The sequence below is a fragment of the Exiguobacterium sp. SH3S3 genome, assembly GCF_004337115.1.
In the GTDB taxonomy this organism is placed as follows: domain Bacteria; phylum Bacillota; class Bacilli; order Exiguobacteriales; family Exiguobacteriaceae; genus Exiguobacterium; species Exiguobacterium aurantiacum_A.
The window spans coordinates 166783-192119 of record NZ_SJUU01000001.1; the positions used below are offsets into that span (position 1 = coordinate 166783).

Here is a 25337-nt window from a genome sequence, read left to right on the forward strand (position 1 = left end):
GGGGCCTTCGTTTATTTCGTTGGAATGGTGTAGCCCGTCCTTTCGGCGCCACGGACGAGCAACCTCTCACCTTTACATCATAGGGGAAAATCAGAAAGTGGCATCATTATTGACCCCATGTTACGTCTCATTGTTGTAATGATTTGACGAGCTGCTCGTCCGGAGTCACGTATACCGTCTGCTGATCGGTGTAGATGACGAATCCCGGCTTGGCGCCGCTCGGTTTTTTCACGTAACGGGCTTTCGTATAGTCGACCGGCACCCCGCTCGAGGCACGTGCCTTCGAGAAGTAGGCGGCGACGGTCGCTGCTTCGAGGAGCGTCGTCTCGTCCGGTTCGGTCGACCGGATGATGACGTGTGAACCGGGGATATCTTTCACGTGAAGCCAAACTTCGTCGCGACGCGCGAACTTGAACGTCAAGTAGTCGTTTTGCGTATTGTTTTTACCGACGTAAAACTCGACACCGGTCGAAGATGTGTAGCCTTCGAGCGCGACTTTGGCCGTTTGTTTCTTCTTCTGACGTTTTTGTCGGATGTATCCGCCTTCGGCCAGCTCTTCGCGAATCTCGACGATATCGCGCGGCGCGGCGACGTCGAGTTGGGCGACGAGCGTCTCTAAATAGCTGATTTCGGTCTCGTTCAGTTCAATTTGCTTTTGAACCTCGATTTTGGCAACTTTTAGTTTGTTGTATTTCTTATAGTAACGTTGCGCATTCTCGTTCGGTGTTTTAAGAGGATCGAGCGGGATATCGATCATGGCGCCGTCCTCATCATAATAGTCGACGACGTGGGCGACTTTCATCCCTTTCTCGAGTTGGAACAAATACGTCGTCAACAGCTCACCGTATTTTTGGAGCTCGTCCGATCGTTCCGTCGCTTTCATATCCTCGAGCAGGCGTTTCCGTTTTAATTGGTTGCGCTCGAGCTCTGACTTGAGCAGACGCTCGACGTCATGGGCTTGCTGCTTGACCCGGTCACGGTTCGCCTTCTCATAGTAAAAGCGGTCGAGCACTTCCCGGCTCGAGTCGTAGCGTTCTTCAGAAACGATATCGCCTGACGTGAGCGCGATCGGACTGAACCGTTCCTTCCCGGAGGCGAGCTGTTGGAATACATAAGCGCCGTCAAGATCCGCCATCACGCTGTCAAACGCCGCCTCTAAGTTCGTACGGTTCGGCGTCTTGGCCCGATACATAATCTCTTGAGCGATCTGCGGGCTCATCCCAGAAAAGTGAGCGACGAGCTGCTTATCGAGCATACCTGCGTTCCAATCGATTCGTTTCAATCCGGCTTCCCGTTCCGTCAACGGATCGGACTTTTCTTGCGCCGGCGGCAAGATGTACTCGCTGCCTGGCATGATCGTCCGATACGTGTTTTGAGACGGAGGAAGGTGTTTGATCGCGTCTAAAATCTTGCCGTCCTCGTTCGTCAAGACGACGTTCGAGTGACGCCCCATCAGTTCGACATAGACGCGTTTGTTTTCTTCATCACCGAGCTCGTTACGCGATCTGATTGAGAAGACGATGACGCGGTCGCGGCCGACTTGTTCGATTGCTGTGATAAAGCCGCCCTCGATATGCTTCCGCAGCATCATACAAAACATCGGAGGCTCTTGCGGGTTCTTGATCGGGGTGTCCGTCAATTGAAGTCGCGCATACATCGCGTTCGCTGAAACGAGCAACGAGACGCTTTGTCGGTTCGATCTGACTTGAATCATCAAGTCGAGCGCATACGGTTGATGCACTTTATTGATTCGACCGCCAACGAGCGGTTGTAGTTCTTTTACGACACGATATGTCATTAATCCATCATATGCCATTAGTCTCATCACCTTTGTCCTTTTTCTGTCTCTACGTTATCAGATTCACAGAAAATATGGTACGATGAAGTAGGAAATCCGAACTTCTTCTTGCCGTAACAATTAAAGGACTGCTATTATAATGTAATGTGATGTTAGAAGATGGAGGGCTTGCATTGAATTTTAAAGAACGAGGATTATTAATCGTCTTGTCTGGTCCAAGCGGTGTCGGCAAAGGTACTGTTTGCCGAGTGCTCCGTGAAGAGGCGGACAACAACCTTCAGTATTCGGTGTCGGCAACGACTCGAAAACCACGTGAAGGCGAAGTTGAGGGAGTGCATTACTTCTTTAAGACGAGAGAGCAATTTGAAGACATGATTGAACACGATCAACTGCTTGAGCATGCAGAATTCGTCGGCAACTATTATGGGACACCGGTCGAATGGGTGCGCGAGACGCTTGAAAGTGGCAAGGACGTCATTTTAGAGATTGAAGTCCAAGGAGCTTTCCAAGTAAAGGAACGCTTCCCAGAAGCCGTCTTTTTATTCCTCGCACCGCCGAGCCTGCAAGAACTTCGAAACCGTTTAGTCGGTCGAGGCACTGAATCGGAAGAAGTCATCAAGCAACGCTTGCTCGTCGCCCGTGAAGAAATCGAGTTGATGGATGCTTACGATTACGTCGTCACAAACGACGAAGTCGATAAAGCGATCGACCGGATCAAAGCGATCGTGACGGCCGAGCATTGTAAACGTGAACGTGTCGCGTCTCTCTATAAAAAAGCTATGATGGAGGTCATTTAATGTTATACCCTTCGATTGATGCTTTACAACGTATCATCCCGTCGAAATACACAATCGTGACGGTGGCCGCCAAGCGTGCCCGCCAGATCCAAGACGGAAAAGCACCAAAAATCGCTGCGCCAAAATCGTATAAACCGGTCGGTCAAGCGCTAGAAGAAATATTCTCGGGTGACACGACAATCATCGTGAACGAAAAGAACAACGGATGAAGTGTGACCCAAGTCGGATACGACTTGGGTCTCATTGTCTATAAAGGGGAGAAATGTGAATGGTGAACGACCGGAACATCTTGCTTTGTGTGAGCGGCGGTATCGCTGCATATAAGGCGTGCGCACTCACGTCAAAACTCGTTCAAGCAGGCGCGAACGTCCGCGTGGCGATGACAGCATCAGCTGAGCAGTTCGTCGGAAAGGCGACGTTTCAAGCACTCAGTCGCAATCCGATCTATTCGGACGTGTTCGAAGAGCACGACCCGACGAAGATCGCCCACATCGATGTCGTTGATACGAGTGATTTGATCGTCGTCGCCCCGGCGACGGCGAATATCATCGCTAAACTTGCTAACGGAATCGCCGACGACTTCATCACGACCTCGATCTTAGCAGCGAAATGTCCCGTCATCGTATCTCCGGCGATGAACGTCAATATGCTCGAACATCCGGCGACCCGCCGAAATATCGAGACGCTCAAATCATACGGCTATCAAATCATCGAGCCGGGTGTCGGCAATCTGGCCTGCGGCTGGATTGGCGGCGGACGTCTGCCTGAACCGGAAGATCTCGTCCGCATCATCGCGAGCCAGTTCGTCCCGAAACACTTGCTTGAAAAGCACGTCTTGATTACGGCTGGGCCCACGGTCGAGCGTATCGACCCGGTCCGGTTTTTATCCAACGATTCATCCGGGAAGATGGGAGTCGCCCTTGCTGAGGCGGCGCGAGATATGGGCGCGAACGTGACGCTCGTCCACGGCCCGCTCCAAGTCCCGGTCCCAGACGGGGTGACCGCGATCGCGGTCGAGTCGGGACAACAGATGCTCGAGACGGTGCTCGAGCGATTTGCGACGCAAGACATCGTCATCAAGTCGGCGGCGGTCGCTGACTATCGTCCGAAGACGGTCCACACCGAGAAACATAAAAAAGTCCACGGCCCGTTGACGATCGAGCTCGAGGAGACGACCGATATTTTAAAGGAGCTCGGAACGAAGAAGACGCATCAGCTCCTCGTCGGATTCGCTGCCGAGACAGAGCAGCTTGAAGACCATGCCCGGGCTAAACTCGAGCGTAAAAACGTCGACTTCTTGGTCGCGAACGACGTGTCGAAGCGAGACATCGGTTTCCGGTCTGACGACAACGAAGTCGTCTTATTCCGAGCGGATGGCTCATCTGTCCGTCTGCCGCGGCAGAGCAAACAACGTCTCGCCCACGAGTTGCTCGCCTACTTTAAGGAAGGTTTACGATGATTGCTCACGTCCACGTTGATGCTCCGGTCATCACGATCGACCGACCGTTTGACTATGAGGTCCCGGTCCAGTTCGAGTCGTTGATCGAGCCAGGTATGCGCGTATCGGTACCGTTCGGATCGAGACGGTTACTCGGCATCGTGACAGGGGTGTCGGACGGAACACGGGAAGGGTTAAAACCGCTCGAAGCGCTTCTTGACGAAGAGTCGTCTTTGACCGAAGAGTTGCTCGAACTGTCGACGCACGTGAAACAGACGACGCTTTGCTTCCGCTCGTCGGCACTGCTCGCCATGTTGCCGGCGGCGCTGAAAGTCAGCTACGATAAAGCGATCAAAGGGGAGTCACTTCCTGAGGGTGTTCGGGCCGGCACACACTTGTCGGAGTACCCAAAAGAAGTCCAGTCGTTGATTTTGGCCATGGCCAAAAAAGGGGACTTGTCGCTTTCACCGGTGCTAAAAGAGAAACGAACGGTCAAAACCGACTTGTTGATCGAGTTGAAGGATGCGAGCGTCGTCCCGGCGCGTGCCAAAAAACAGCTCGAGGCGGTCCGTCTGCTTGAAGACGTGCCTCGTATGTACTGGTCGTCGCTCCGTCAAATCGGATTGACGCGCCCCCAGCTGCAAAAGCTCGAGACGCTCGGTGCCGTCAAAGTGACCGAAGTCGAATTGAATCGAGACCCGTACGCTTCGATCGAACAAGTGATCGATGATGTCCAACTGAATGACAGTCAAACGGAAGCGGTGCGCGCGATTCGCGAGGCCGAAGCCGGTGAGACGTTGTTGCTCCACGGCGTGACCGGAAGCGGAAAGACCGAAGTGTATCTCGAGTCGATCGGCCAAGTCGTCGATGACGGGAAGCAAGCCGTCCTGCTCGTTCCGGAGATCAGCTTGACACCGATGATGGTCAAACGGTTCAAACGCCGTTTTGGCGATCGCGTCGCCGTCCTCCATAGCGCCTTGTCGCAAGGCGAGAAGTATGATGAGTGGCGGAAAATCAAGCGACGGGAAGTCGACGTCGTCGTCGGCGCCCGATCGGCCATTTTTGCTCCGCTCGAACACATCGGCCTGCTCATCCTAGACGAAGAGCATGAGACGACGTATAAACAAGAAGAAAATCCACGCTATCATGCGCGCGACGTCGCAATTTGGCGAGCCCGTCATCACGGTTGTCCGGTCGTGCTCGGAAGCGCGACACCGTCGCTCGAGTCTTACGCCCGCGCCCAAAAAGGCGTCTATCGCTATTTGCATTTGAGTGAACGCTACGGCGGCAAGATGCCGCCCGTCCATATTGTCGATATGCGCCGCGAACTCGCGAAAGGGAACACGACGATGTTCTCGGAAGACTTATTTCTGGCCATCAATGACCGGATTGCGAAGAAAGAACAATGTGTCATCTTGCTCAATCGCCGCGGGTTCACGACGTTCGTCATGTGCCGTGATTGTGGGGAAGGGCTGACCTGCCCACATTGCGCCGTCAACTTGACGTATCATCAGCACGGCGACCGGCTCAAATGCCACTATTGTGGCTATGAGATCGGGATGCCGCCGAAATGCCCGACGTGCGACAGTAAAAAGATCAAACAGTTCGGCACCGGCACGCAAAAGATCGAGACCGAGCTGTTGAACCGAATCCCGGAAGCACGGATCATCCGCATGGACCAGGATACGACGTCGCGTAAAGGGTCGCACGAACAGCTGTTGAAACGGTTTGAGGACGGCGAGGCCGACATCCTGCTCGGTACCCAGATGATTGCCAAAGGGCTCGATTTTCCGAACGTCACGCTCGTCGGCGTGCTCGCGGCCGATGCGACGCTCGGTATGCCCGACTTTCGGGCGACCGAACGCACGTTCCAACTCGTCACCCAAGTCGCCGGACGAGCCGGACGTGGAAGTTTACCGGGTGAGGCGTACGTCCAGACGTACAATCCGGACCATTATGTCATCGAGACGGCGAGTGGGCATGATTATGAGTCGTTTTTCGAGCGCGAGATGAAACTCAGACAAGTCGGCAACCATCCGCCTTACTGGTACGTGACGCTCGTCACGTTCGCGGCTGAGAATCCGCTCGTCGCGCAAGCCGAGGCCGACCTGTTCGCCGCCGATTTTGCGGCAGCGCACGTCGAGCAGTCCCGGCTGAACGGACCGATGCCGGCACCGTTATCGAAACTAAAAAACTTGTATCGCTACCAGCTGTTCATCAAGACGAAACAACCGGAAGCGTTATATCCCGTTCTCGCCATGCTGCAACAAGCGCGGGCGAAAGCAATCAGCAAAAAAGAATATCAATTGAGTATAGATGTAAATCCATACGTCTTCATGTGAGGTGGAACGAAATGTATAAAGTAGTCGAAATTCCAAATGAGATTTTGCGGGTCAACTGTGACCCGGTGACAAAGTTTGACAAGAAGTTGCGCCAGACGGTCGACCGGCTGTTTGACACGATGTATGAGTATGATGGCGTCGGTGTGGCCGCGCCGCAAGTCAATTTGAACCAGCGCCTTGCCGTCGTCCATACTGACGACGAAACAGGTCCGCTCGTATTGATCAATCCAGAGATCATTTCGACCGCAGGCAAAGCCGTCGGATTAGAAGGTTGCTTGAGCATCCCGGGTGAGTTCGGATTCGTCGAACGACATGAGTCGATCGTCGTCAAGACGCAAGACATGAAAGGGCGCTTTCAAGAAGTGAAAGCAAGCGGCTTCTTCGCGCGCGCCATCCAACACGAGATCGACCATTTAGACGGCGTCCTGTTCACCGATAAACTCGCCGTTCCTAAGCCCGGAACCGACAAGCGGATCGTCTTCATGGGCACACCGGCGTTCGCCGTATCCGTACTTGAGCGCTTGCTCGAAGAAGGATACAATGTCGTAGGTGTTGTCTCGCAGCCGGACAAACCGGTCGGTCGCAAGCGTGAGCTCAAACCGACACCGGTCAAAGAGTGTGCGCTCCGTCATAACATCCCGGTATTGCAGCCGATCAAAGTCCGCACCGATTACGAGGATATTTTGGCGCTTGAACCCGATTTGATTGTGACGGCGGCTTACGGGCAAATCGTGCCGAGTGAACTGTTAGAGGCGCCGACATATGGCGCGATCAACGTGCACGCCTCGCTCCTTCCAAAATACCGGGGGGGCGCACCGATCCATCAAGCGATTTTGGACGGAGAGACAGAAACGGGCGTCACGATCATGTACATGGTCGATAAATTGGATGCAGGTGACATGATCGCGAACACGATCGTCCCGATCGAAGAGACAGACACGGTCGGTACGCTGTTCGACAAACTTGCCGTCGCAGGGTCTGATCTGTTGATCAAGACGTTGCCAGCCTTTTTAGAAGGCTGGATCGAAGCGGTACCGCAAGACGAACGTGACGTCACGTTCGCACCGAACATTAGCCGGGACCGCGAACAGCTGGACTGGTCGCAGCCGGGTGCATCGATCTTCAACCACATTCGTGGCATGAACCCGTTCCCGACGGCGTATACATTGATCGCGGGCGAGCGGGTGAAAGTGTTCGCGAGCGAGAAGACGAGCGGGAGCGGTGAGGCGGGCACAATCGTCCGGCTTGAAGAGGATGGGTTTGTGGTCGCGACTGGAAATGACGTCGCCATCAAAGTGACAGAGTTACAGCCGGCCGGAAAAAAACGGATGGACGGTGCCACGTTCATGCGCGGTGCCGGACAAAAGCTGCAAGTGGGCGACCAATTAGGAGGGTGACATGAACGTAAGACAAGCAGCGCTTGATACGCTGATCAAAATCGAACAAGGCGGAGCCTATTCGACGATCGCGGTCAACGATTTATTAAACCAAAAAAAGCTAGCTTCAAAAGACGTGGGACTTTACACAGAGCTCGTCTACGGAACGCTCGGGCGGAAGCGGACGCTTGATTATATATTGGAGAAGCGTGTCCAAAACCCGAAAAAACTGGACAGTTTCGTCTTACCGCTCCTTCGGATGAGCGTGTATCAACTGTTCTATTTGGACAAAGTGCCGGACCGGGCCGTCTTACACGAGGCGGTCGAGATCGCCAAAAAACGTGGGCACTCCGGCATCGGCAAGTTCGTCAACGGCGTGTTGCGCAACGTCACCCGTGACGGGTTCCCAGATTTGAGCGGGCTTCCTGACGCCGAACGGATCGCGATCGAGCACAGTCATCCCGACTGGCTCGTCGCGGATTGGATCAACACGTACGGGATTGAGGCGACAGAGGCGATGTGCAAGTTGAACAACGAGCCGGCCCCGGTGACAGTTCGCGTCAACCGCAAACAAATCACGGTCGACGAGATGATCGAACGCCTCGCCGAGTCAGGCGTACAAGCGTCACGTTCTGATCTATCGTCAGACGGTCTCGTTATCGAGTCCGGAAACGTTCATACGACGCCGTTTATCGACGCAGGACTTTTGTCGATTCAAGATGAGAGCTCGATGATCGTCGCCGACGCGCTCAGTGCCGAGAAGACCGAACGCGTGCTCGACGCGTGTGCCGCCCCAGGCGGAAAAGCGATGCACACCGCCGAACGGATGGACGGCGGGACGCTCGTGGCGCTCGACCTTCACCCTCATAAGGCAAAACTGATCGAACGACAAGTGAAGCGATTGCAAATCGATGGAGTGACCGCACTAGCCCTCGATGCCCGAGACGCCGGAGATGAGTTCGAACGCGAGAGCTTTGACCGCATCTTGCTCGATGTCCCGTGCTCGGGTCTAGGTGTCATTCGCCGCAAGCCAGATATTAAATGGACGAAGGACAAAGAATCCCTTTCTGGACTGCCGATCATCCAACGTGAAATTATTGACGCTGTCTTGCCACTACTGAAGCAAGGTGGTACGCTAGTGTACTCGACATGTACAATCGACCCGTCTGAAAATGAACGGCAGGCCGACTATATATTGTCGAACGGATTGACGTGGGATGAAACACTCCGAGATCGTCTTCCTGAAGTGTTACGTCCGATGGTGTCATCGGACCGCGCCGAACTCAAACTACTTCCGACGACGTTCGGAACGGACGGCTTCTACATCGCCGCATTTAAGAAAGAGGTATAAACATGAATCCAAAAGCAGTTGAAAAAACCCCATTAGTCGGTGCCAAGCCGTCTTTATATTCGCTCACATACCCTGAACTCGAACAATGGCTCATCGATGCAGGAGAAAAGTCGTTCCGCGCGAAACAGTTATATGACTGGATGTATGTCAAACGGGTGACGTCATTCGATGATATGACGAACTTGTCGAAACCGCTTCGTGAAAAACTCGATGCTTCGTTCCAGTTGACGACGTTAAAAGAACTCGTCCGCCAGGAATCACAAGACGGAACGATCAAGTTCTTGTTCGAGCTCCAAGACGATTACTCGATCGAGACGGTACTCATGCGCCACGAATACGGCAACTCGGTCTGTGTCACGACACAAGTCGGATGCCGCATCGGCTGTACGTTCTGTGCATCGACGCTCGGCGGGTTGAAACGTAACCTTGAAGCCGGAGAAATCACGGCTCAAGTATTAGATGTTCAACGGGCGCTCGACGTGAGCGGTGAACGTGTCGACTCGATCGTCGTCATGGGAATCGGCGAACCGTTTGACAACTATGACGAATTGATGCGTTTCTTGCGCACGGTCAACCACGATGACGGTTTGAACATCGGTTCACGCCACATCACCGTCTCAACGAGCGGAATCGTGCCGAAAATCTACAAGTTCGCCGACGAAGGGATGCGCATTAACTTTGCGATTTCGCTTCATGCGGCGTCGACGGAAGTTCGGACACGTCTCATGCCGATCAACCGTGCCTATAACTTGGACAAGTTGATGGAAGCCGTCAACTATTACACGGAGAAGAGTGGACGTCGTATCACGTTTGAATACGGTTTGTTCGGTGGCGTCAACGATACAGAAGAGGATGCCCACAAGCTTGCCGACTTGTTGAAAGGCGTCAAATGCCACGTCAACTTGATTCCAGTCAACCATGTGCTTGAGCGCGACTATGTGCGCACGCCACGTAATCAAATTTTTGCCTTTGAAAAAGTGCTCAAAGATCGAAAAGTGAACGTGACAATTCGTCGCGAACAAGGTTCGGACATCGATGCGGCTTGCGGGCAGCTTCGAGCGAAGGAGCGCGAACAAGAAACGAGGTAATCAGGAAGATGGAATTAGCATACCGAACCGACCGTGGGCAGGTGAGGGCTCAAAACGAGGATGCCGTCTTGATTTTAGGGGACGAGCATGCCGGGATCGCCCTCGTCGCCGACGGCATGGGGGGGCATGAAGCAGGAGAGGTCGCGAGCGGACTCGTCATCGAGCAGTTTCGTCGCGCCTTTCCGACGCTTCCGGCCACACCGTTAGCGATGGAGACGTGGTTCCGTGATAACGTGGAGCTGGCAAATGAGCAAGTGCTTGAATTCGCGAAGCAGTCTAATCTCGTCATGATGGGGACGACCATCGCTGGCGTCTGTTGGCATGACGAAACGATTGTCATCGTGCACATCGGCGATAGCCGCGTCTACGCCCTTCGTGGCGGAACACTCCAACAATTGACGGAAGACCATTCTTACGTCAACGTGCTAAAACAACTTGGGGAATTGACGGAAGAAGAAATGCGGATCCACCCGAAACGAAATATTATCACCCGTGCGATCGGCTCAAAAGAGCACGTCGAACCTGATCTGCAAGTGTTTGCCGACCCCGAGTTCGACACGATTTTAATCTGTACGGATGGCTTGACGACTCACCTGACAGATGAAGCCATCAAACACGCCTTAACTCGTCCCATCTCTGCGGACGCTAAGGCGGACATGTTGATCGATCAAGCCAACCGATTGGGTGGGAGCGACAACATCACTGTGGCGCTCGTCCAATTTACAGATAGAAAGAGAGGATGAATCCGATGCGAAGTGGAGAACGAATCAACGATCGTTATCGGATCGAACAACAAATCGGTAGCGGCGGCATGGCAAATGTCTACCGGGCTCACGATGAGATTTTAAACCGAACCGTCGCCATTAAGGTGTTACGATCTGAATTCTCGCATAACGAACAATTTATACGCCGGTTCGAACGAGAAGCCCATGCGGCAACCAGTCTGAACCATCCAAACATCGTCGCCATTTATGACGTCGGAGATGAACAAGACATTTATTACATCGTCATGGAACATGTCGATGGTATGACGCTCAAACAATATTTACAGGAAGAGTACATATCAATCGAGGAAGCGTTACGGATCATGGGGCAAATCTGTGATGCGATCGATCATGCCCATGCCCATCGCATCATTCATCGGGATATCAAACCGCAAAACATGATGATCGACCAAAACGGAAACGTCAAAGTGACCGATTTCGGGATTGCCGTGGCCATGTCGAACGCGACGCTGACCCATACGATGTCAGTCCTCGGGTCGGTCCACTACTTCTCTCCGGAACAAGCGCGTGGCAAGTTTGCCGATGAGAAGTCAGACATTTATTCGCTCGGTGCGGTGCTGTACGAACTTGTGACAGGACGAGTCCCGTTCATCGGTGAGACCCCGGTCGCGGTCGCGTTGCAACATTTGCAAGATGATCCGATCCGACCGCTCGACTTGAACCCTAAAATTCCGCAAGCGCTTGAGAACTGTATTATGCAGGCGCTCGCCAAATCGCCGGGGGCACGACATGCCTCGGTCGCTGCTTTTAAAAAAGACTGCTTGACGTCGCTCAGCCCAGACCGCGCGGACGAACCGAAACGGATGCCGACAGAACAAGACGAGTTTGATCAGACGCTCGTCATGGCGCCTGTCGTCCCGGAAGAACCGAAAGAAGTCGTCAAGCAGCCGGTAGCTGCAGTCGAGCCGGAATCAGCGACGCCGAAGAAACAAAAGAAAAAGAAGTGGTGGCTCTGGCTAGTGCTCGTTCTTTTATTAATTGGTGGCGGGGTTGCCGCGTATGTGGTTGCAGATGAAATGTCACGTGCCGTCGTGCCTGATATCGTCGGTATGAGCGTCGGTGATGCGACGACTGAACTGGAAGCATCCGGATTCGTCGTTGAGACGACAGACCGAGTGAGTGACAACGTGTCTGAAGGCGACGTGATTTCGCAAAACCCGCAACCTGGACGGAAGCCGAAGCGTGGAACGGTCGTCACCATCGTCGTGTCTGCTGGGAAAGAGACGGTCGAGATGCCTGACGTCGAAGGGTTGTCTCAAACAGCAGCGGAACGAACGTTGAAAGATCTTGATTTCACAGATATTGAAATCCAATCCGAAGCGTCCGAAACGGTCGACAGCGGAGATGTGATTTCGCAGTCGATCACGCCAGGTGAAGAAGTTATCGCGTCGGAAGAGACGGTCACGCTCGTCGTCTCGACCGGCAGCAATAAAATCGAGCTCGCCAATTTGACGGGCTACACGTTCGAAGAGGCGTCAACTTATGCCGAGCAAAACAACTTGAAAATCGTGAAACGCGATGAGTATTCGACGAGCATCCCAGCGAATCAAATCATTCGTCAACTTCCGACGTCAGGGACGGCGGTCGATCCGGGAACGGAACTGACGGTCATCGTCTCACAAGGGGTCGAGCCGACCGACATCTCGATCGAGCGAGAAGTGGACGTCGAAATCGAACCGCCGGCAGAAGGTGAAGAGGCGGAGCCGGTCGAAGTCGTCATCCGTACCGTCGATGCCCGTGGTGAGATCGAAGTGTTGCGTGATATGATCACAGAAACGACGACGTATTCCTATACGCTCGTCATTGCTCCGGACGAAGTCGGTACCGCGACGATTGAAGTCGAGGGAGAAGTCGTTCGGACCGATACGGTGACATACGCCCAAGCAAAAGATTCACAATGAAGAGGTGGCGTGCGCGTCACCTCTTTTCTAAGGAGGAAACAGGATGAAAGGAACGATTATTCGCTTGCAAGGTGGATTTTATGATGTCATGACCGAAACGAAAGTTGAAATCAGATGTCGCGCCCGGGGAAACTTCCGGAACCGAAACATTTCGCCCGTCGTCGGGGACGACGTCGATATTCAAGACCAAGGGGACGGGACCGGCTACATCATGGCTGTCGATGAGCGGTCGAACCATCTCGTCCGTCCGCCGATCGCCAACATCGATCAGGCGTTTCTGCTCTTTTCCGTGAAAGAGCCGGCGTTCTCGTTTCATTTGCTTGACCGCTTTCTCATTTTGATCGAATCGAAGCAAGTTCACCCGATCATCGTGTTGACGAAGATGGACTTGTTGCTAGAAGCTGAAAAGGAAAAAATTAGTGCGGCGGCAGCGCTATACCGTTCGATCGGCTATCAAGTCATTGAGACGTCGACCGAAGACGGAGCTGGGATCGAGCTCATCCGCAGTGCGTTCAAAGACAAGACGAGCGTATTCGCCGGACAGACCGGCGTCGGGAAGAGTTCGTTGCTGAACGCGGTCGCACCGGAGCTTGAACTCGCGACTGGTAAGATTTCGAAAGCGCTTGGCCGCGGGAAGCATACGACGCGTCACGTCACGCTCATCACACTCGCGGACGGGTTCGTCGCCGATACACCTGGATTCTCGAGTCTTGAGTTCCCGGAAGAACTTGAAGTCGAGGAGATGCGTTGGTGTTTCCCTGAATTCGTCTTGCGGCACGATGACTGTAAATTCCGTGGTTGCGCCCATTTGAACGAGCCAGGTTGTGCCGTCAAAGCGGCGGTCGAGGCCGGAGAAATCGCTTCCACCCGCTATGCGAACTATGTTACGTTTATGGAGGAATTAAAAGATAGACAACGGAGGTACTAACATGATTAAAATCGCACCATCGATCCTGTCGGCCGATTTTGCCAACCTTGAGGCAGAGGTCAAAGCGGTCCAAGAAGCAGGGGCCGATTACATCCATTTTGACGTCATGGACGGTCAGTTCGTGCCGAACATCTCGATTGGACTGCCGGTACTCAAAAGTTTGCGTGACAAGTCGGACATGGTATTAGACGTCCATTTGATGATCGACCAGCCGGAACGGTTCGTCGAGGACTTCGTTCAAGCAGGCGCCGATATCGTCACGGTCCATGTCGAGGCGACAAACCATTTGCATCGCGTATTGCAACAAATCAAAGGAGCCGGCGCTAAGTGTGGTGTCGTCTTGAACCCACATACACCGTTGTCGTCAATCGAGCACGTGCTCGGTGATGTCGATATGGTGTTGCTCATGACCGTGAACCCTGGCTTTGGCGGCCAAGCGTTCATCGAAGCGGTCGTCCCGAAGATCGCGGCGCTCAGCGAGATGCGCCAAGCGCGTCGTCTCGACTTCGAAATCGAGATCGATGGCGGGGTAAATCCTGCGACGGCAAAACTTTGTATCGACGCAGGTGCTGACGTCCTCGTTGCCGGTTCGGCCATCTATAACGAACCGAGCTATAAAGACGCAATCGATAGCATTCGCAACGCGTCTCGTGTATAATCGTCTGTAGAACAACAAATATTGTCGCAAGGGGTGTCACATCTGTGGCTGAGAGGCATGAGCTAACCCTTTGAACCTGTTCCGTTCACACGGACGTAGGGATGTGGCGAAAATGCACGTTGCTACACGATAGCAGCATGGCGTTTACGTCATGCTGCTTTTTGTCGTTCACTCATATCAAGGAGGGAATAAGATGAAACAACGTTTAAAACTACAGGCGCTCATTGAAATCTCGCTGTTCGCCTCGCTCGGACTGATCTTTGACATGCTCATCCCATATCGGTTGCCGCAAGGCGGAGCAGTCAGCCTGGCGATGCTGCCGATTCTCGTGATGGCGTATCGGCATGGATTGAGAGGCGGACTCGCGACAGGCGCGCTCGTCGGGACGCTACAACTGTTATTTGGGGCCTATATCTTCACACCGGTCCAGTTTTTACTCGACTACACGGTCGCCTACGGCCTCGTCGGAGTCGCCGGTATCTTCGCCGGTCAAGTCAAACAGTCGGCAAAAGACGGCGCCAAGAAAACGCTCACGTTCTATTTGATTCTCGGGGCGTTGATCGGCTCGGCGCTCCGATATGTTGCGCACGTCGTCTCCGGCATCGTCTTCTTCGCCGAGTATGCGGAAGGACCGGTCGTCTTGTACTCGCTCGGCTATAACTTGACGTATATGTTGCCGTCGTTCCTCGTCTCGGCGGTCGTGATCGTGATCTTGTTCACGTCGGCGCCGCGCTTCGCGACGCTCGCGACACGGGACATCAGATAATGCGCGTCTTGATTGTGGCTGCGAGCCCGGAAGCGGTCCCTGAGCTTCCTCGGAACGCCGATTACGTCATCGGCGTCGACGGCGGCTATCATACGCTGCTCGACCGTGGGATGAAGCCGGACCTGCTCGTCGGTGACTTTGATTCGTTCACAGGCACCGTGCCGGAGGAAGCTGTCCGTTATCCGTCTGAAAAAGACGTGACCGACCTTGAGATCGCTCTCGAGGCGGCACGAGGGAAAGGGGCGGACGTGATCGACGTGTACGGTGCACTCGGAGGCAGACTCGATATGACGCTCAGCAACGTCGGTCTGCTCGAGGCGTACCCCGAGATGCGGTTGTTCGCAGACGGGCAAGAAGTCCGCCTCGTCGGAAAAGGGGACTATCGTCTCCCGCGTCGTCCTGACCATTACTTGTCGCTCGTACCTTGGAAACGGGCCTCGGTCTCGATTCGTGGCGTCAAGTACCCGCTCGAGAACCATGACGTCGTCAGCCATGAGGCGCTGACGATCTCAAACGAGTGGTCGGCGGAAGAGGCGGACTTGCTCGTTCATAGCGGCAACGTCTTGATTATGTATATAAAGAAATAAACAAAAAAAATCCCATCGGCGCATGCCGCTGGGATTTATTTCGTTCGTGTATGGTAATTATACGCGTTCAACGAGACCTGATTTAAGAGCGCGAGCTGAAACCCAAACTCGTTTAGGTTTACCGTCAACGAGAATGCGAACTTTTTGTACGTTTACACCCCAAGTACGTTTTGTCTTGTTGAGTGCGTGCGAACGGTTGTTACCTGACTTAGGTGACTTACCTGTTACGTAGCATTTACGTGCCATGCGTTTCCCCTCCTTTTTTATGTGGGTTCGTCCTAATAGACACTCGTTTATATTAGCATGGGTTTTTTCACGATGCAACTAGAAAATAACCGGATGACAAGAAAAAAACTTGACATTACGGATGAGGATTTTAATAATGAATGAGGGTTGCGGTTACAATTGACCGAGTTTAGGGGCATGTCCTTTTAATAACTAGGTACTTATTGTAGAATATACTGTAGGAATCATTCCGAATAAAGGAGGCTACTCCATATGGCAATTGAAATGAAGACAACATATGGCAATATTGATATCACGAACGACGTGGTCGCGACACTCGCGGGCGGTGCGGCGATGGAATGTTTCGGCGTCGTAGGAATGGCGTCACAAGCTCAACTGAAAGACGGGATCGCAGAACTGCTCAAACGTGAGAACTATGCGCGTGGCGTTGTCGTACGTCAAGATGGAGAAGACGTACATATCGATATGCACATCATCGTGAGCTACGGGACGAAAGTGTCGGAAGTCGCGTACAACGTGCAAAGTCGTGTAAAATACACGCTCGGTGAAACTTTAGGATTAAACGTTTCGTCGGTAAATATATTCGTACAAGGCGTTCGTCTGACGAATGACTGACGAGAACGAAGGAGGATTTGGTGTGGGGTTAAAACGTTTAGATGGATTGGTGTTTGCGCAAATGGTCGCAAACGGTGCAGCCAACTTGAGCCAAAATGCAGATTACGTGGATTCGCTTAACGTCTTCCCGGTCCCAGACGGCGACACGGGAACGAACATGAATTTGACGATGACTTCAGGTGCGAAGGAAGTGGCCGCACTCGACACGGCGAATATCGCTGACGTGTCATCAAAGTTTGCCCGCGGTCTACTTATGGGGGCCCGTGGGAATTCGGGTGTTATTTTAAGCCAATTATTCCGTGGTTTCGGTAAATCAATCGAAGGAAAGACAGAATTATCGACACTCGACTTTGCCGAGGCACTCAAACGTGGCGTCGACACGGCATACAAGGCGGTTATGAAACCGGTTGAAGGAACGATTTTGACGGTTGCTCGTGAAGCGGCCGACGAAGCGCTCCGTGCCTCTGAGTCGACGAGCGACTTCAATGAGTTCATGGAGCAAGTGATCACGGAAGCGAAAGCGTCGCTCGAGCGGACACCTGATTTGTTACCGGTCTTAAAAGAAGTCGGTGTCGTCGACTCAGGCGGTCAAGGTCTCCTCGTCATCTATGAAGGGTTCCTCGCGAGCCTTGAAGGGAAAGAGCTCGAGAAGCCGCACGCACCGGTCATGGATGCCCTCGTTGAGGCAGAACACCATGCTGCGCAAGGTTTCATGTCGACGGAAGATATCGAATTTGGATATTGCACGGAGATCATGGTCCGTTTCCAAGACGAAAAGTTGAAACAGACTCCGTTCGATGAGGACGTGTTCCGTAACGAGTTGTCTGAACTCGGAGACTCGCTCCTTGTCGTCGCCGACGAAGAGTTGCTCAAAGTCCACGTTCACGTCGAGACGCCGGGCGACGTCATCACGAAAGGACAACGTTTTGGTGAGCTTGTCGCGGTCAAGATCGAGAACATGCGTCAACAGCATTCGACGATTCTTGAAGAAGAGCACGGTGCCAACCAGCACGGCGTTCAAGCGACTGCCGTCAAAGCGAAAGTGCCTTACGCGATCGTCACCGTCGCCATGGGTGAAGGTGTCAGTGAACTGTTCCGTTCGCTCGGTGCCGCACATGTCATCGAAGGCGGGCAGACGATGAACCCGTCGACGGAAGACATCGTCAAAGCGATTGAAGCGGCGAACGCCGAGCACGTCTTCATCTTCCCGAACAACTCGAACATCATCATGGCCGCTGAGCAAGCGGCATCGGTCGCACCTTGCGGCGTCTCGGTCATTCCGACGAAGACGGTACCACAAGGACTAGCGGCTGCCATCGCGTTCAATCCTGAAGCGGATGTCGAGACGAACGAGTCGGTCATGAAGACGGCCGCAACTACGGTCAAGTCAGGACAAGTGACATACGCTGTCCGTGACACGAGTATCGACGGTGTCGAGATTCGTAAAGATGATCATATGGCGATTGCCGAGAAGAAAATCGTCGCATCATCAAAATCGAGTCTAGAAGCGGCAAAAGCGCTCGTAGATGCACTTGTGGACGCGGATGATGAGATTGTCACGATCTTGACGGGCGAAGGTTCGTCGGCGGAAGACGTCGCAACACTCTCGGCTTACATCGAATCGAAGAACGATGAGATTGAAATCGAAGTTCACGACGGTAAACAACCGCTCTACTCCTACATTTTTAGTGTGGAATAAGCTGTATCTCAGCCCTGCCTTCTGTATAATGAAGGTAGGGTTTTTTTGAAAGGGGGAAATGCGATGAAATATCGCAGTGTGTTTGATATTATCGGGCCGGTCATGGTCGGACCATCGAGTTCGCATACGGCCGGAGCCGCACGCATCGGTCTTATGGCCGGCAAACTGTTCGGCCGAACGCCGGACCTCGCGCGGATCACGTTTTACGGGTCGTTCGCCGACACGTATCGAGGTCACGGGACGGACGTCGCCATCGTCGGAGGCATCATGGGGTTCGATACGTTCGATCTGCGCATCCCGCAAGCGCTCGACATCGCGAAAGAGCGGGGGATCGAAGTCGTCTTTGAGACGAGCGACGCGCTCACGGATCATCCGAACACGGCCCGGGTTCATCTCGAGGACGCGGAGGGGACGTTTGAGATCGTTGGGATCTCGATTGGCGGTGGCACGATTGAAATCACCGAATTGAACGGATTCCCGCTCAAGCTTTCCGGCGGTGGACCGGCACTTGTCGTCTTGCATCACGATCGCTTCGGGGCGATCGCGGCCGTGACGGGCATACTCGCCAAGCACGAACTGAACATCGGGCATATGGAAGTGAGCCGTCATGAAAAAGGCAAGCAAGCCTTGATGGCGATTGAAATGGATGAACCGATGCCAAAAGATGTATTAGCGGAACTGGAACGGTTACCTCAAATCGAACGGGTAGCCATCTTTGGGGAATAAGGAGAAACGACTATGTTTAAATCAGTAGAAGAATTAGTACGGACGGCAACGGAACGAGACATCCCGATCTCTGAAGTGATGATCGAGCAAGAAGTCCACGTCAGACGCTCGACACGAGAAGAGGTCATGGCGATGATGGAACGTAACCTTGAAGTGATGGAAGAAGCGGTCGAGCGGGCGATGCAAGGCGTGACGTCTGTGACGGGGCTGACTGGGAATGACGCCGTGCTCATGCAAGACTATGTCCGATCGGGCAAATCACTTGCCGGTGACTTGATTTTAGATGCCGTCGCCAAAGCGATTGGCACGAACGAAGTGAATGCGGCGATGGGACGGATTTGCGCGACACCGACGGCGGGGAGCGCCGGGGTCGTACCGGGGACGCTATTTGCGGTCAAGGACCGTCTCGAGATGGACCGCGATGCGATGATTCGGTATTTGTTCACCTCGGGCGCGTTCGGATTCGTCGTCGCGAACAACGCCTCGATTTCGGGTGCGGCCGGAGGCTGTCAGGCCGAAGTCGGTTCCGCGACCGGTATGGCTGCAGCAGCCATCGTCGAAGCGGCCGGCGGGACGCCGGAACAGTCGGCGACGGCGTTTGCGATCGCCTTGAAAAACATGCTCGGGCTCGTCTGCGATCCGGTAGCGGGTCTTGTCGAAGTACCTTGCGTCAAACGGAACGCCATGGGTGGGGCGAACGCGGTCGTCGCGGCTGATATGGCGCTCGCGGGCATCACGTCCCGCATCCCGTGCGATGAAGTCATCTCAGCGATGTACGAGATCGGTCAAATGATGCCGACCGCCTTGAAAGAGACGGCACGGGGCGGACTCGCCAATACACCGACAGCACGTCGGATCGAACGCAATATTTTTGGAGAGAAAGAAAATGCCAAACAGTGACGCGTTGACGACGCTCCGAGGGGTCGGGCCAGAGATGGCCAAAAAACTAGAGACGATGGGTCTCGAACGAATCGAGGACGTGCTAGAGCACGTCCCGTTTCGTTATGAAAATTATAACAGCGGCACCGTGACGACGGCAGTCCACGGGGACCTGGTCAAATGGAGTGGGACCGTTCAAGCGGAACCGCTCGTCCGTTATTATAGTAAAGGCAAAAATCGACTTCAGTTCCGGCTGTTGTTAGAAGAGCGCTACGTCGTCCATGTGACGATGTTCAACCGCGCTTTCTATAAAGACAAACTGGCGCTTGGTGCGACGGTGACGGTCAAAGGGAAATGGGATATGAACCGGATGACGATCAGTGCGACCGATCTCGAGTTCGGTGAGCTCGCGGACGGATTACAGCCGATCTATTCGCTTCGTGCCGGATTGACGCAAAAGAATTTCAGTCGAATCGTCAAACTCGCCTTCGATCAGACGACGACGTTTGAGGACCGGCTGCCGGAATCAATCCGCTTGCGTTACCGCTTGGAGAACCGGGCGTCGATGCTCAGAGGGATGCATTTCCCTGATTCGATCGAGATGTACAAACAAGCGCGCCGCAGTTATGTGTACGAAGAATGCCTGCTTTATCAATTGAAGCTTCAGGCGTTTCGAAAGATGGAACGTTCCGGGAAAGGGAGGGCGCTCACGCTCGAAAAAACGCAACTCAACGAGTTCGTCAAGCGGCTCGCTTTCCCGTTGACGGGTGCACAGACGCGCGTCATTCGTGAGATCGTGAGTGATATCGAGAAGCCCGAACGCATGAATCGCCTGTTGCAAGGGGATGTCGGGAGCGGGAAGACAGTCGTTGCCGCGATCGCCTTGTATGCGACAGTGAACGCGGGTTATCAAGGCGCGCTCATGGTGCCGACCGAAATTTTGGCCGAGCAGCATGTCGCTTCGCTTGAACAACTGTTCGAGCCGTACGGGATCCGTGTCGCCTTATTGACGAGTTCGGTCAAAGGGAAGGCGCGCGCTACGTTGCTCGAAGCGATCAAAGCCGGTGACGTCGACATCATCGTCGGCACGCACGCCTTGATTCAAGGGCCGGTTGAGTTTTCGCGTCTGCACTTGGCGATCACGGATGAGCAACACCGGTTCGGCGTCGAGCAGCGGAAAATGTTACGAGACAAGGCTGATCTTGCGGACGTCTTGTATATGACGGCGACGCCGATTCCGCGGACGCTCGCGATCAGCGCGTTCGGGGAGATGGATGTGTCGACAATCGATGAGATGCCGGCAGGCCGGAAGCCGATCGAGACGTATTGGGCGAAAACGGATCAAATCGACCGGGTGCATGTGATGGTCGAGCGCGAACTGTCACTCGGACGTCAAGCGTACGTCATCGCGCCATTGATCGAGGAATCCGATACGCTCGAAGTCGAGAGCGCAACCGAGTTGTATCATTTACTCAATGAGCGATTCCCGAACTATGCGGTCGGACTCATGCACGGAAAACTGTCGAGTGCCGAGAAAGATGAAGTGATGAAGGCGTTCGCTGACAACTCCCTGCAAATTCTCGTGTCGACGACGGTCGTCGAGGTCGGGGTGAACGTGCCGAACGCCTCGCTCATCGTGATCCACGATGCGGAACGGTTCGGTTTGGCCCAGCTCCATCAGTTACGGGGACGCGTCGGTCGAGGCGCACATCAATCTTATTGTATATTAGTAGGAGACCCGAAGTCTGATGTCGGGAAGCTCCGCTTGAAGACGATGACGGAGACGAACGACGGATTCGTGTTAGCGGAAAAAGATTTAGAACTCCGCGGCGCCGGCGACTTCTTTGGGACAGCCCAAAGCGGGTTGCCGAGTTTCCGTGTCGCCGACCCGGTGCTCGACCTCAAAGTGATGGAAGTGGCGATGCAAGACGCCGTCCGCTTGCTCGGCAGCGAGACGTTTTGGCAGGAGTCCTCGTACAGACCGCTGCGTCAATACTTGAAGCGACTCGACTTACTTGTCGGCGAAAGGTTAGAATAACACTTGAAAATTAAAACTAAAGAATATATACTGCTATTAGTACCAGGTATTAAGTTCTTTAGGGAAGAGTTTAGGAGGGAACTGAATGCGGGTACCTAAGAAGGAGCGGCAACGCTTACTGCAAGAAACGATTGAACATAACCCGTTCATTAAAGACGACGAACTGTCGAAGCAGTTCGCCGTCAGCATTCAAACGATCCGTCTTGATCGGATGGAGCTTAAAATTCCTGAAGTCCGGGAACGGATCAAGCATGTTGCTTCAGAGCACCTCGATGAAGTGAAGTCGCTCGCAATGAGCGAGGTCATCGGTGATATGATTGACTTGAAACTCGACGAATCGGCCATCTCGGTTCTCGACATGGAAAGAGAACACGTCTTTAGCCGCAACGAGATCGCCCGTGGACACGTTTTGTTCGCTCAGGCCAACTCGTTAGCGGTGGCGCTCATCGACGACGAACTGGCGTTGACCACTAAAGCGGAAATCCGGTTTAGTCGCCAAGTTCATCTCGGAGAGCGAGTCGTTGCCAAGGCTCGTGTTGTCAAACTGCGTCGAGACGGACGGACGGACGTCTCAGTGGATAGTTATGTCGGCGAAGAGTGTGTCTTTAGCGGAGACTTCACGATTTATCGTCGCGGTGAGGAGGAACAAGTATGAAGTTAGCAATTGATGCAATGGGTGGGGATCATGCCCCAAAAGCAATCGTGGACGGCGTAAAACAATTTGCTGAAAGTTTTCCGGACGAGCAGATGGAACTGTTTCTAGTCGGTGATGGAGTGTTGCTTGCATCCTACGGGTTGACCGACCCGCGGATTACAATCGTTCCTGCGAGCGAAGTCATCACAGGCGAAGATGAACCGGTCCGGGCGGTTCGCCGGAAGAAAGACAGCTCGCTCGTCGTAGCGGCTCAGCTCGTCAAAGACGGGAAAGCAGATGGACTCGTATCGGCCGGGAACACCGGGGCGCTCATGGCGGTTTCGCTTTTTGTCATCGGTCGGATTCCTGGAATCGAACGTCCGGCACTGTCGCCAACGTTCCCTACATATACGGGTAGCGGTGTCGTCGTCTTAGATGTCGGGGCCAATCCGGACGCTAAGGCAGAACATTTGGTTGATTACGCGATCATGGGTTCGCTATACGCCGAGCACGTCCGCGGCATCAAGCGCCCACGTGTCGCGCTCCTAAACATTGGGACGGAGGCTGGGAAAGGAAACGCGCTGACGAAAGAAGCGTTCCCCCTCCTCGAACAGGCTCCGGTCCACTTCGTCGGAAACGTCGAGGCCCGCGAGGCGATGTCAGGTGACGTCGATGTCATCGTGACAGAAGGATTTGCCGGAAACATTTTGTTGAAAGGTGTGGAGGGTGCTTCGTCAATGCTCATGAAAATGTTGAAAGAACAGTTCACGAGCGATATTGTCTCGAAGCTTGCCGCTCTCGTCTTAAAACCGAAACTGAAAAACTTGAAACAAACATTAGATTATCGTGAGCAAGGTGGTGCGGGCTTGTTCGGAATCAACGCCCCCGTCATCAAAGCGCACGGGTCGAGTGACGCACTAGCCATCATGAGTGCGCTCAAACAGGCGAAAATCATGGTTGACCATGATGTCGTCGCGAAGATCAAACAAGCGAAAGCAACAGACTAACGTAAAGAAGGTGAGTACATGAGAGAAGCGTGGATATTTCCCGGCCAAGGGTCACAAACAGTCGGTATGGGTCAAACGTTCTTAGACGATCCTGAACAGATGCAAGCGATCGATCGTCGACTCGGATTTGATTTGCTCGACGTCATGGCGGCCGGATCAAAAGAAGAGCTTCAACAAACGGAAGTCGCACAACCTGCCATCGTGGCGCACGCGGCGCTGCTCGCGCTCGCACACGGGAAGACCGGTGCCAAACCGGACGTCGTGATTGGCCATAGTGTCGGTGAGTATGCGGCACTCGTCGTCGCAGGCGTCATCGATCTCGAAGAAGCGTGTGTGCTCGTACGTGAGCGCGGTAAGCTCATGTCCGAGGTGAAGGACGGAACGATGGCAGCGGTCATCGGCATGACCGATGTCGCAGAAGCGTTCCACTTGACCGAGAAGATCAGTGCCAGCGGAAACCTTGTACAAATCGCCAATTACAACTGTCCGGGCCAGTTCGTCATTTCGGGTCACGTCGACGCGGTCAAACAAGCAGAGACAGACTTAAAACAGGCTGGGGCGAAACGCGTGTTGCCGCTAGACGTGTCAGGCGCGTTTCATAGCTCGTATATGATGCCTGCTGCGACACGGTTTAAAGATGTGCTCGCATCGTCACCGTTCAAAGATGCGACGATTGGGATCATTTCGAACGTCGACGCGGCGGTCCATACTGACGCCGAGAAACTAAAAGCTCTTCTCACCGAGCAACTGTACGCCTCGGTCCGGTTTGAGGACTGTGTCCGGAAAGCGATTGCTGAGGGGGTCGATACGTTCATCGAGTTCGGTTCGACGTCACCGTTGTCCGGGCTCATCAAACGAATCGATAAAAACGTGACACTTAAACAAGTGACGACGTTAGAAGAGGTTGCAGCGTTAGGGGGAGAAGTGCGTGCATGACCAAGTAGCAATCGTGACGGGTGCGTCCCGGGGTATCGGGGCCGCCATCGCGAAGCGTTTAGGGGAAGACGGCTTTCGAGTCGTCGTCAATTACTCGGGTAGTGTCGAGCAAGCAAAAGCAGTCGTTGCAGCCATTGAAGCAGCGGGCAGCGAGGCGATCGCCGTCAAAGCGGACGTCTCGAACGCTGACGATGTGAAAGCACTCGTCAAGACGGCAGTCGATACGTTCGGCCGTTTGGATTGCCTCGTCAACAACGCCGGGATCACACGAGACGGTCTGCTCATGCGCATGAAAGAGACCGACTTTGACGATGTGCTCGCAACGAATTTGAAAGGCGCGTTCTTGACGTCGCAAGCGGCGACGCGTCCGCTCCTCAAGTCGAAATCAGGGCGCATCATCAACATCGCCTCGGTCGTCGGAATCACGGGGAACGCCGGACAAGCGAACTATGCGGCAGCGAAAGCTGGACTCATCGGACTCACGAAATCGGTGGCGCGCGAGCTCGCGGCCCGTCACGTGACGGTGAACGCGGTCTGTCCGGGCTTTATCGAGACCGACATGACGGGTGCGTTGACAGACGCGCAGCGCGAAGCGACGCTCGGACAAATTCCGTTCAATCGCTTCGGCCAAGTCGAAGACGTGGCGAGCATCGTCTCGTTTCTCGCGTCAAGCGAGGCCGCTTATGTGACCGGGCAGACGATCGCCGTCGACGGCGGCATGACGATGGCGTAAAAACAGAAC

Annotated in this window: 24 protein-coding genes, 1 pseudogene and 1 riboswitch; of the genes and pseudogenes, 23 read left to right on the plus strand and 2 right to left on the minus strand. The window is 53.9% G+C overall.

Translation table 11 applies throughout. The features are described from left to right. Positions 1 to 127: 127 nt before the first annotated feature. On the minus strand, positions 128 to 1816 hold the full coding sequence (locus EVJ28_RS00830; protein WP_131487816.1) for an Rqc2 family fibronectin-binding protein: 1689 nt from the start codon (positions 1814 to 1816) through the stop codon (positions 128 to 130). Between the two features lie 131 nt (positions 1817 to 1947). Between EVJ28_RS00830 and gmk the strand changes: the two genes are divergently transcribed. The 14 genes and pseudogenes from gmk (at position 1948) to EVJ28_RS00895 (ending at position 15815) form a co-directional block, all read left to right on the plus strand. Next, positions 1948 to 2595, plus strand: coding sequence for a guanylate kinase (gmk, locus tag EVJ28_RS00835; RefSeq protein WP_070327534.1), 648 nt, complete (start codon positions 1948 to 1950; stop codon positions 2593 to 2595). Continuing rightward, complete coding sequence (gene rpoZ, locus EVJ28_RS00840; protein WP_070327533.1) at positions 2595 to 2804, plus strand: DNA-directed RNA polymerase subunit omega; 210 nt, start codon at positions 2595 to 2597, stop codon at positions 2802 to 2804. Before gmk ends, rpoZ begins: the two co-directional genes overlap by 1 nt. A gap of 59 nt (positions 2805 to 2863) precedes the next feature. Next, a complete protein-coding gene (gene coaBC / locus EVJ28_RS00845; RefSeq protein ID WP_131487818.1) occupies positions 2864 to 4054 on the plus strand; it encodes a bifunctional phosphopantothenoylcysteine decarboxylase/phosphopantothenate--cysteine ligase CoaBC in 1191 nt (396 codons plus the stop codon). Continuing rightward, positions 4051 to 6375, plus strand: a complete 2325-nt coding sequence (priA, locus tag EVJ28_RS00850) for a primosomal protein N' (protein ID WP_070327531.1) — start codon at positions 4051 to 4053, stop codon at positions 6373 to 6375. The genes coaBC and priA overlap by 4 nt, the downstream gene beginning before the upstream one ends. An 11-nt stretch (positions 6376 to 6386) precedes the next feature. Beyond that, positions 6387 to 6815: pseudogene (gene def / locus EVJ28_RS14260) on the plus strand (peptide deformylase); the annotation flags it as partial. Next, positions 6801 to 7772 carry a methionyl-tRNA formyltransferase gene (fmt, locus tag EVJ28_RS00855; RefSeq protein ID WP_255417542.1) on the plus strand — a complete coding sequence of 324 codons (972 nt, stop codon included), beginning with the start codon at positions 6801 to 6803 and terminating at the stop codon, positions 7770 to 7772. The pseudogene def and the gene fmt, both read left to right, overlap by 15 nt. 1 nt (position 7773) lies before the next feature. After that, complete coding sequence (rsmB, locus tag EVJ28_RS00860) at positions 7774 to 9102, plus strand: 16S rRNA (cytosine(967)-C(5))-methyltransferase RsmB (protein ID WP_131456240.1); 1329 nt, start codon at positions 7774 to 7776, stop codon at positions 9100 to 9102. 2 nt (positions 9103 to 9104) lie between these two features. After that, positions 9105 to 10190 (plus strand): dual-specificity RNA methyltransferase RlmN, encoded by a 1086-nt coding sequence (rlmN, locus tag EVJ28_RS00865; RefSeq protein ID WP_131487820.1) that lies wholly within the window; start codon positions 9105 to 9107, stop codon positions 10188 to 10190. A gap of 8 nt (positions 10191 to 10198) precedes the next feature. Next, positions 10199 to 10933, plus strand: coding sequence for a Stp1/IreP family PP2C-type Ser/Thr phosphatase (locus EVJ28_RS00870; protein ID WP_070327528.1), 735 nt, complete (start codon positions 10199 to 10201; stop codon positions 10931 to 10933). Next, positions 10930 to 12876: a Stk1 family PASTA domain-containing Ser/Thr kinase gene (gene pknB, locus EVJ28_RS00875; protein ID WP_236633993.1), complete on the plus strand. Its 1947-nt coding sequence runs from the start codon at positions 10930 to 10932 to the stop codon at positions 12874 to 12876. Before EVJ28_RS00870 ends, pknB begins: the two co-directional genes overlap by 4 nt. 43 nt (positions 12877 to 12919) lie before the next feature. Beyond that, a complete protein-coding gene (rsgA, locus tag EVJ28_RS00880; RefSeq protein ID WP_070327526.1) occupies positions 12920 to 13804 on the plus strand; it encodes a ribosome small subunit-dependent GTPase A in 885 nt (294 codons plus the stop codon). A gap of 1 nt (position 13805) precedes the next feature. Continuing rightward, a complete protein-coding gene (gene rpe, locus EVJ28_RS00885; protein ID WP_070327525.1) occupies positions 13806 to 14462 on the plus strand; it encodes a ribulose-phosphate 3-epimerase in 657 nt (218 codons plus the stop codon). 19 nt (positions 14463 to 14481) lie between these two features. Next, a riboswitch (TPP riboswitch) is annotated at positions 14482 to 14581 on the plus strand. Positions 14582 to 14655: 74 nt separating this feature from the next. After that, the gene (gene thiT, locus EVJ28_RS00890; RefSeq protein WP_236633994.1) at positions 14656 to 15228 is read left to right on the plus strand and encodes an energy-coupled thiamine transporter ThiT; all 573 of its coding nucleotides are present in this window, start codon (positions 14656 to 14658) and stop codon (positions 15226 to 15228) included. Beyond that, positions 15228 to 15815 (plus strand): thiamine diphosphokinase, encoded by a 588-nt coding sequence (locus EVJ28_RS00895; protein WP_070327523.1) that lies wholly within the window; start codon positions 15228 to 15230, stop codon positions 15813 to 15815. The genes thiT and EVJ28_RS00895 overlap by 1 nt, the downstream gene beginning before the upstream one ends. A 57-nt stretch (positions 15816 to 15872) precedes the next feature. Here EVJ28_RS00895 and rpmB read toward each other — a convergent pair whose 3' ends face one another. Further along, positions 15873 to 16061 carry a 50S ribosomal protein L28 gene (rpmB, locus tag EVJ28_RS00900; protein WP_015881349.1) on the minus strand — a complete coding sequence of 63 codons (189 nt, stop codon included), beginning with the start codon at positions 16059 to 16061 and terminating at the stop codon, positions 15873 to 15875. A 252-nt stretch (positions 16062 to 16313) separates the two neighbouring features. Here rpmB and EVJ28_RS00905 point away from each other — a divergent pair, with 252 nt between their 5' ends. The 9 genes from EVJ28_RS00905 (at position 16314) to fabG (ending at position 25328) form a co-directional block, all read left to right on the plus strand. Next, entirely contained in the window at positions 16314 to 16676 is a 363-nt protein-coding gene (locus tag EVJ28_RS00905; RefSeq protein ID WP_016509701.1) for an Asp23/Gls24 family envelope stress response protein, read from the plus strand. 22 nt (positions 16677 to 16698) lie between these two features. After that, positions 16699 to 18375 (plus strand): DAK2 domain-containing protein, encoded by a 1677-nt coding sequence (locus EVJ28_RS00910; protein ID WP_201738391.1) that lies wholly within the window; start codon positions 16699 to 16701, stop codon positions 18373 to 18375. 63 nt (positions 18376 to 18438) lie between these two features. Continuing rightward, positions 18439 to 19101 carry an L-serine ammonia-lyase, iron-sulfur-dependent subunit beta gene (gene sdaAB / locus EVJ28_RS00915; RefSeq protein WP_035386362.1) on the plus strand — a complete coding sequence of 221 codons (663 nt, stop codon included), beginning with the start codon at positions 18439 to 18441 and terminating at the stop codon, positions 19099 to 19101. A 12-nt stretch (positions 19102 to 19113) separates the two neighbouring features. After that, the gene (gene sdaAA, locus EVJ28_RS00920; protein ID WP_131456232.1) at positions 19114 to 20001 is read left to right on the plus strand and encodes an L-serine ammonia-lyase, iron-sulfur-dependent, subunit alpha; all 888 of its coding nucleotides are present in this window, start codon (positions 19114 to 19116) and stop codon (positions 19999 to 20001) included. Next, a complete protein-coding gene (recG, locus tag EVJ28_RS00925) occupies positions 19988 to 22018 on the plus strand; it encodes an ATP-dependent DNA helicase RecG (RefSeq protein ID WP_131456230.1) in 2031 nt (676 codons plus the stop codon). The genes sdaAA and recG overlap by 14 nt, the downstream gene beginning before the upstream one ends. Positions 22019 to 22103: 85 nt before the next feature. Beyond that, on the plus strand, positions 22104 to 22673 hold the full coding sequence (gene fapR / locus EVJ28_RS00930) for a transcription factor FapR (protein WP_016509712.1): 570 nt from the start codon (positions 22104 to 22106) through the stop codon (positions 22671 to 22673). Then, on the plus strand, positions 22670 to 23659 hold the full coding sequence (plsX, locus tag EVJ28_RS00935; protein ID WP_131487824.1) for a phosphate acyltransferase PlsX: 990 nt from the start codon (positions 22670 to 22672) through the stop codon (positions 23657 to 23659). Before fapR ends, plsX begins: the two co-directional genes overlap by 4 nt. A gap of 18 nt (positions 23660 to 23677) precedes the next feature. Next, positions 23678 to 24595: an ACP S-malonyltransferase gene (fabD, locus tag EVJ28_RS00940; protein ID WP_070327517.1), complete on the plus strand. Its 918-nt coding sequence runs from the start codon at positions 23678 to 23680 to the stop codon at positions 24593 to 24595. After that, complete coding sequence (gene fabG / locus EVJ28_RS00945) at positions 24588 to 25328, plus strand: 3-oxoacyl-[acyl-carrier-protein] reductase (RefSeq protein ID WP_070327516.1); 741 nt, start codon at positions 24588 to 24590, stop codon at positions 25326 to 25328. Before fabD ends, fabG begins: the two co-directional genes overlap by 8 nt. Positions 25329 to 25337 lie beyond the last annotated feature (9 nt).

What these genes read in the sequence shown, in the direction of transcription:
- coaBC (WP_131487818.1), top strand. Translation starts at nt 2,864, where the DNA reads ATGGTGAACGACCGGAACATCTTGCTTTGTGTGAGCGGCGGTATCGCT.
- rsgA (WP_070327526.1), top strand. Translation starts at nt 12,920, where the DNA reads ATGAAAGGAACGATTATTCGCTTGCAAGGTGGATTTTATGATGTCATG.
- recG (WP_131456230.1), top strand. Translation starts at nt 19,988, where the DNA reads ATGCCAAACAGTGACGCGTTGACGACGCTCCGAGGGGTCGGGCCAGAG.
- fabD (WP_070327517.1), top strand. Translation starts at nt 23,678, where the DNA reads ATGAGAGAAGCGTGGATATTTCCCGGCCAAGGGTCACAAACAGTCGGT.
- sdaAB (WP_035386362.1), top strand. Translation starts at nt 18,439, where the DNA reads ATGAAATATCGCAGTGTGTTTGATATTATCGGGCCGGTCATGGTCGGA.
- EVJ28_RS00895 (WP_070327523.1), top strand. Translation starts at nt 15,228, where the DNA reads ATGCGCGTCTTGATTGTGGCTGCGAGCCCGGAAGCGGTCCCTGAGCTT.
- fapR (WP_016509712.1), top strand. Translation starts at nt 22,104, where the DNA reads ATGCGGGTACCTAAGAAGGAGCGGCAACGCTTACTGCAAGAAACGATT.
- gmk (WP_070327534.1), top strand. Translation starts at nt 1,948, where the DNA reads ATGTTAGAAGATGGAGGGCTTGCATTGAATTTTAAAGAACGAGGATTA.
- EVJ28_RS00830 (WP_131487816.1), bottom strand. Translation starts at nt 1,816, where the DNA reads ATGGCATATGATGGATTAATGACATATCGTGTCGTAAAAGAACTACAA.
- rpmB (WP_015881349.1), bottom strand. Translation starts at nt 16,061, where the DNA reads ATGGCACGTAAATGCTACGTAACAGGTAAGTCACCTAAGTCAGGTAAC.
- pknB (WP_236633993.1), top strand. Translation starts at nt 10,930, where the DNA reads ATGAATCCGATGCGAAGTGGAGAACGAATCAACGATCGTTATCGGATC.
- EVJ28_RS00905 (WP_016509701.1), top strand. Translation starts at nt 16,314, where the DNA reads ATGGCAATTGAAATGAAGACAACATATGGCAATATTGATATCACGAAC.
- EVJ28_RS00870 (WP_070327528.1), top strand. Translation starts at nt 10,199, where the DNA reads ATGGAATTAGCATACCGAACCGACCGTGGGCAGGTGAGGGCTCAAAAC.
- sdaAA (WP_131456232.1), top strand. Translation starts at nt 19,114, where the DNA reads ATGTTTAAATCAGTAGAAGAATTAGTACGGACGGCAACGGAACGAGAC.
- rpoZ (WP_070327533.1), top strand. Translation starts at nt 2,595, where the DNA reads ATGTTATACCCTTCGATTGATGCTTTACAACGTATCATCCCGTCGAAA.
- plsX (WP_131487824.1), top strand. Translation starts at nt 22,670, where the DNA reads ATGAAGTTAGCAATTGATGCAATGGGTGGGGATCATGCCCCAAAAGCA.
- rlmN (WP_131487820.1), top strand. Translation starts at nt 9,105, where the DNA reads ATGAATCCAAAAGCAGTTGAAAAAACCCCATTAGTCGGTGCCAAGCCG.
- rpe (WP_070327525.1), top strand. Translation starts at nt 13,806, where the DNA reads ATGATTAAAATCGCACCATCGATCCTGTCGGCCGATTTTGCCAACCTT.
- priA (WP_070327531.1), top strand. Translation starts at nt 4,051, where the DNA reads ATGATTGCTCACGTCCACGTTGATGCTCCGGTCATCACGATCGACCGA.
- rsmB (WP_131456240.1), top strand. Translation starts at nt 7,774, where the DNA reads ATGAACGTAAGACAAGCAGCGCTTGATACGCTGATCAAAATCGAACAA.
- thiT (WP_236633994.1), top strand. Translation starts at nt 14,656, where the DNA reads ATGAAACAACGTTTAAAACTACAGGCGCTCATTGAAATCTCGCTGTTC.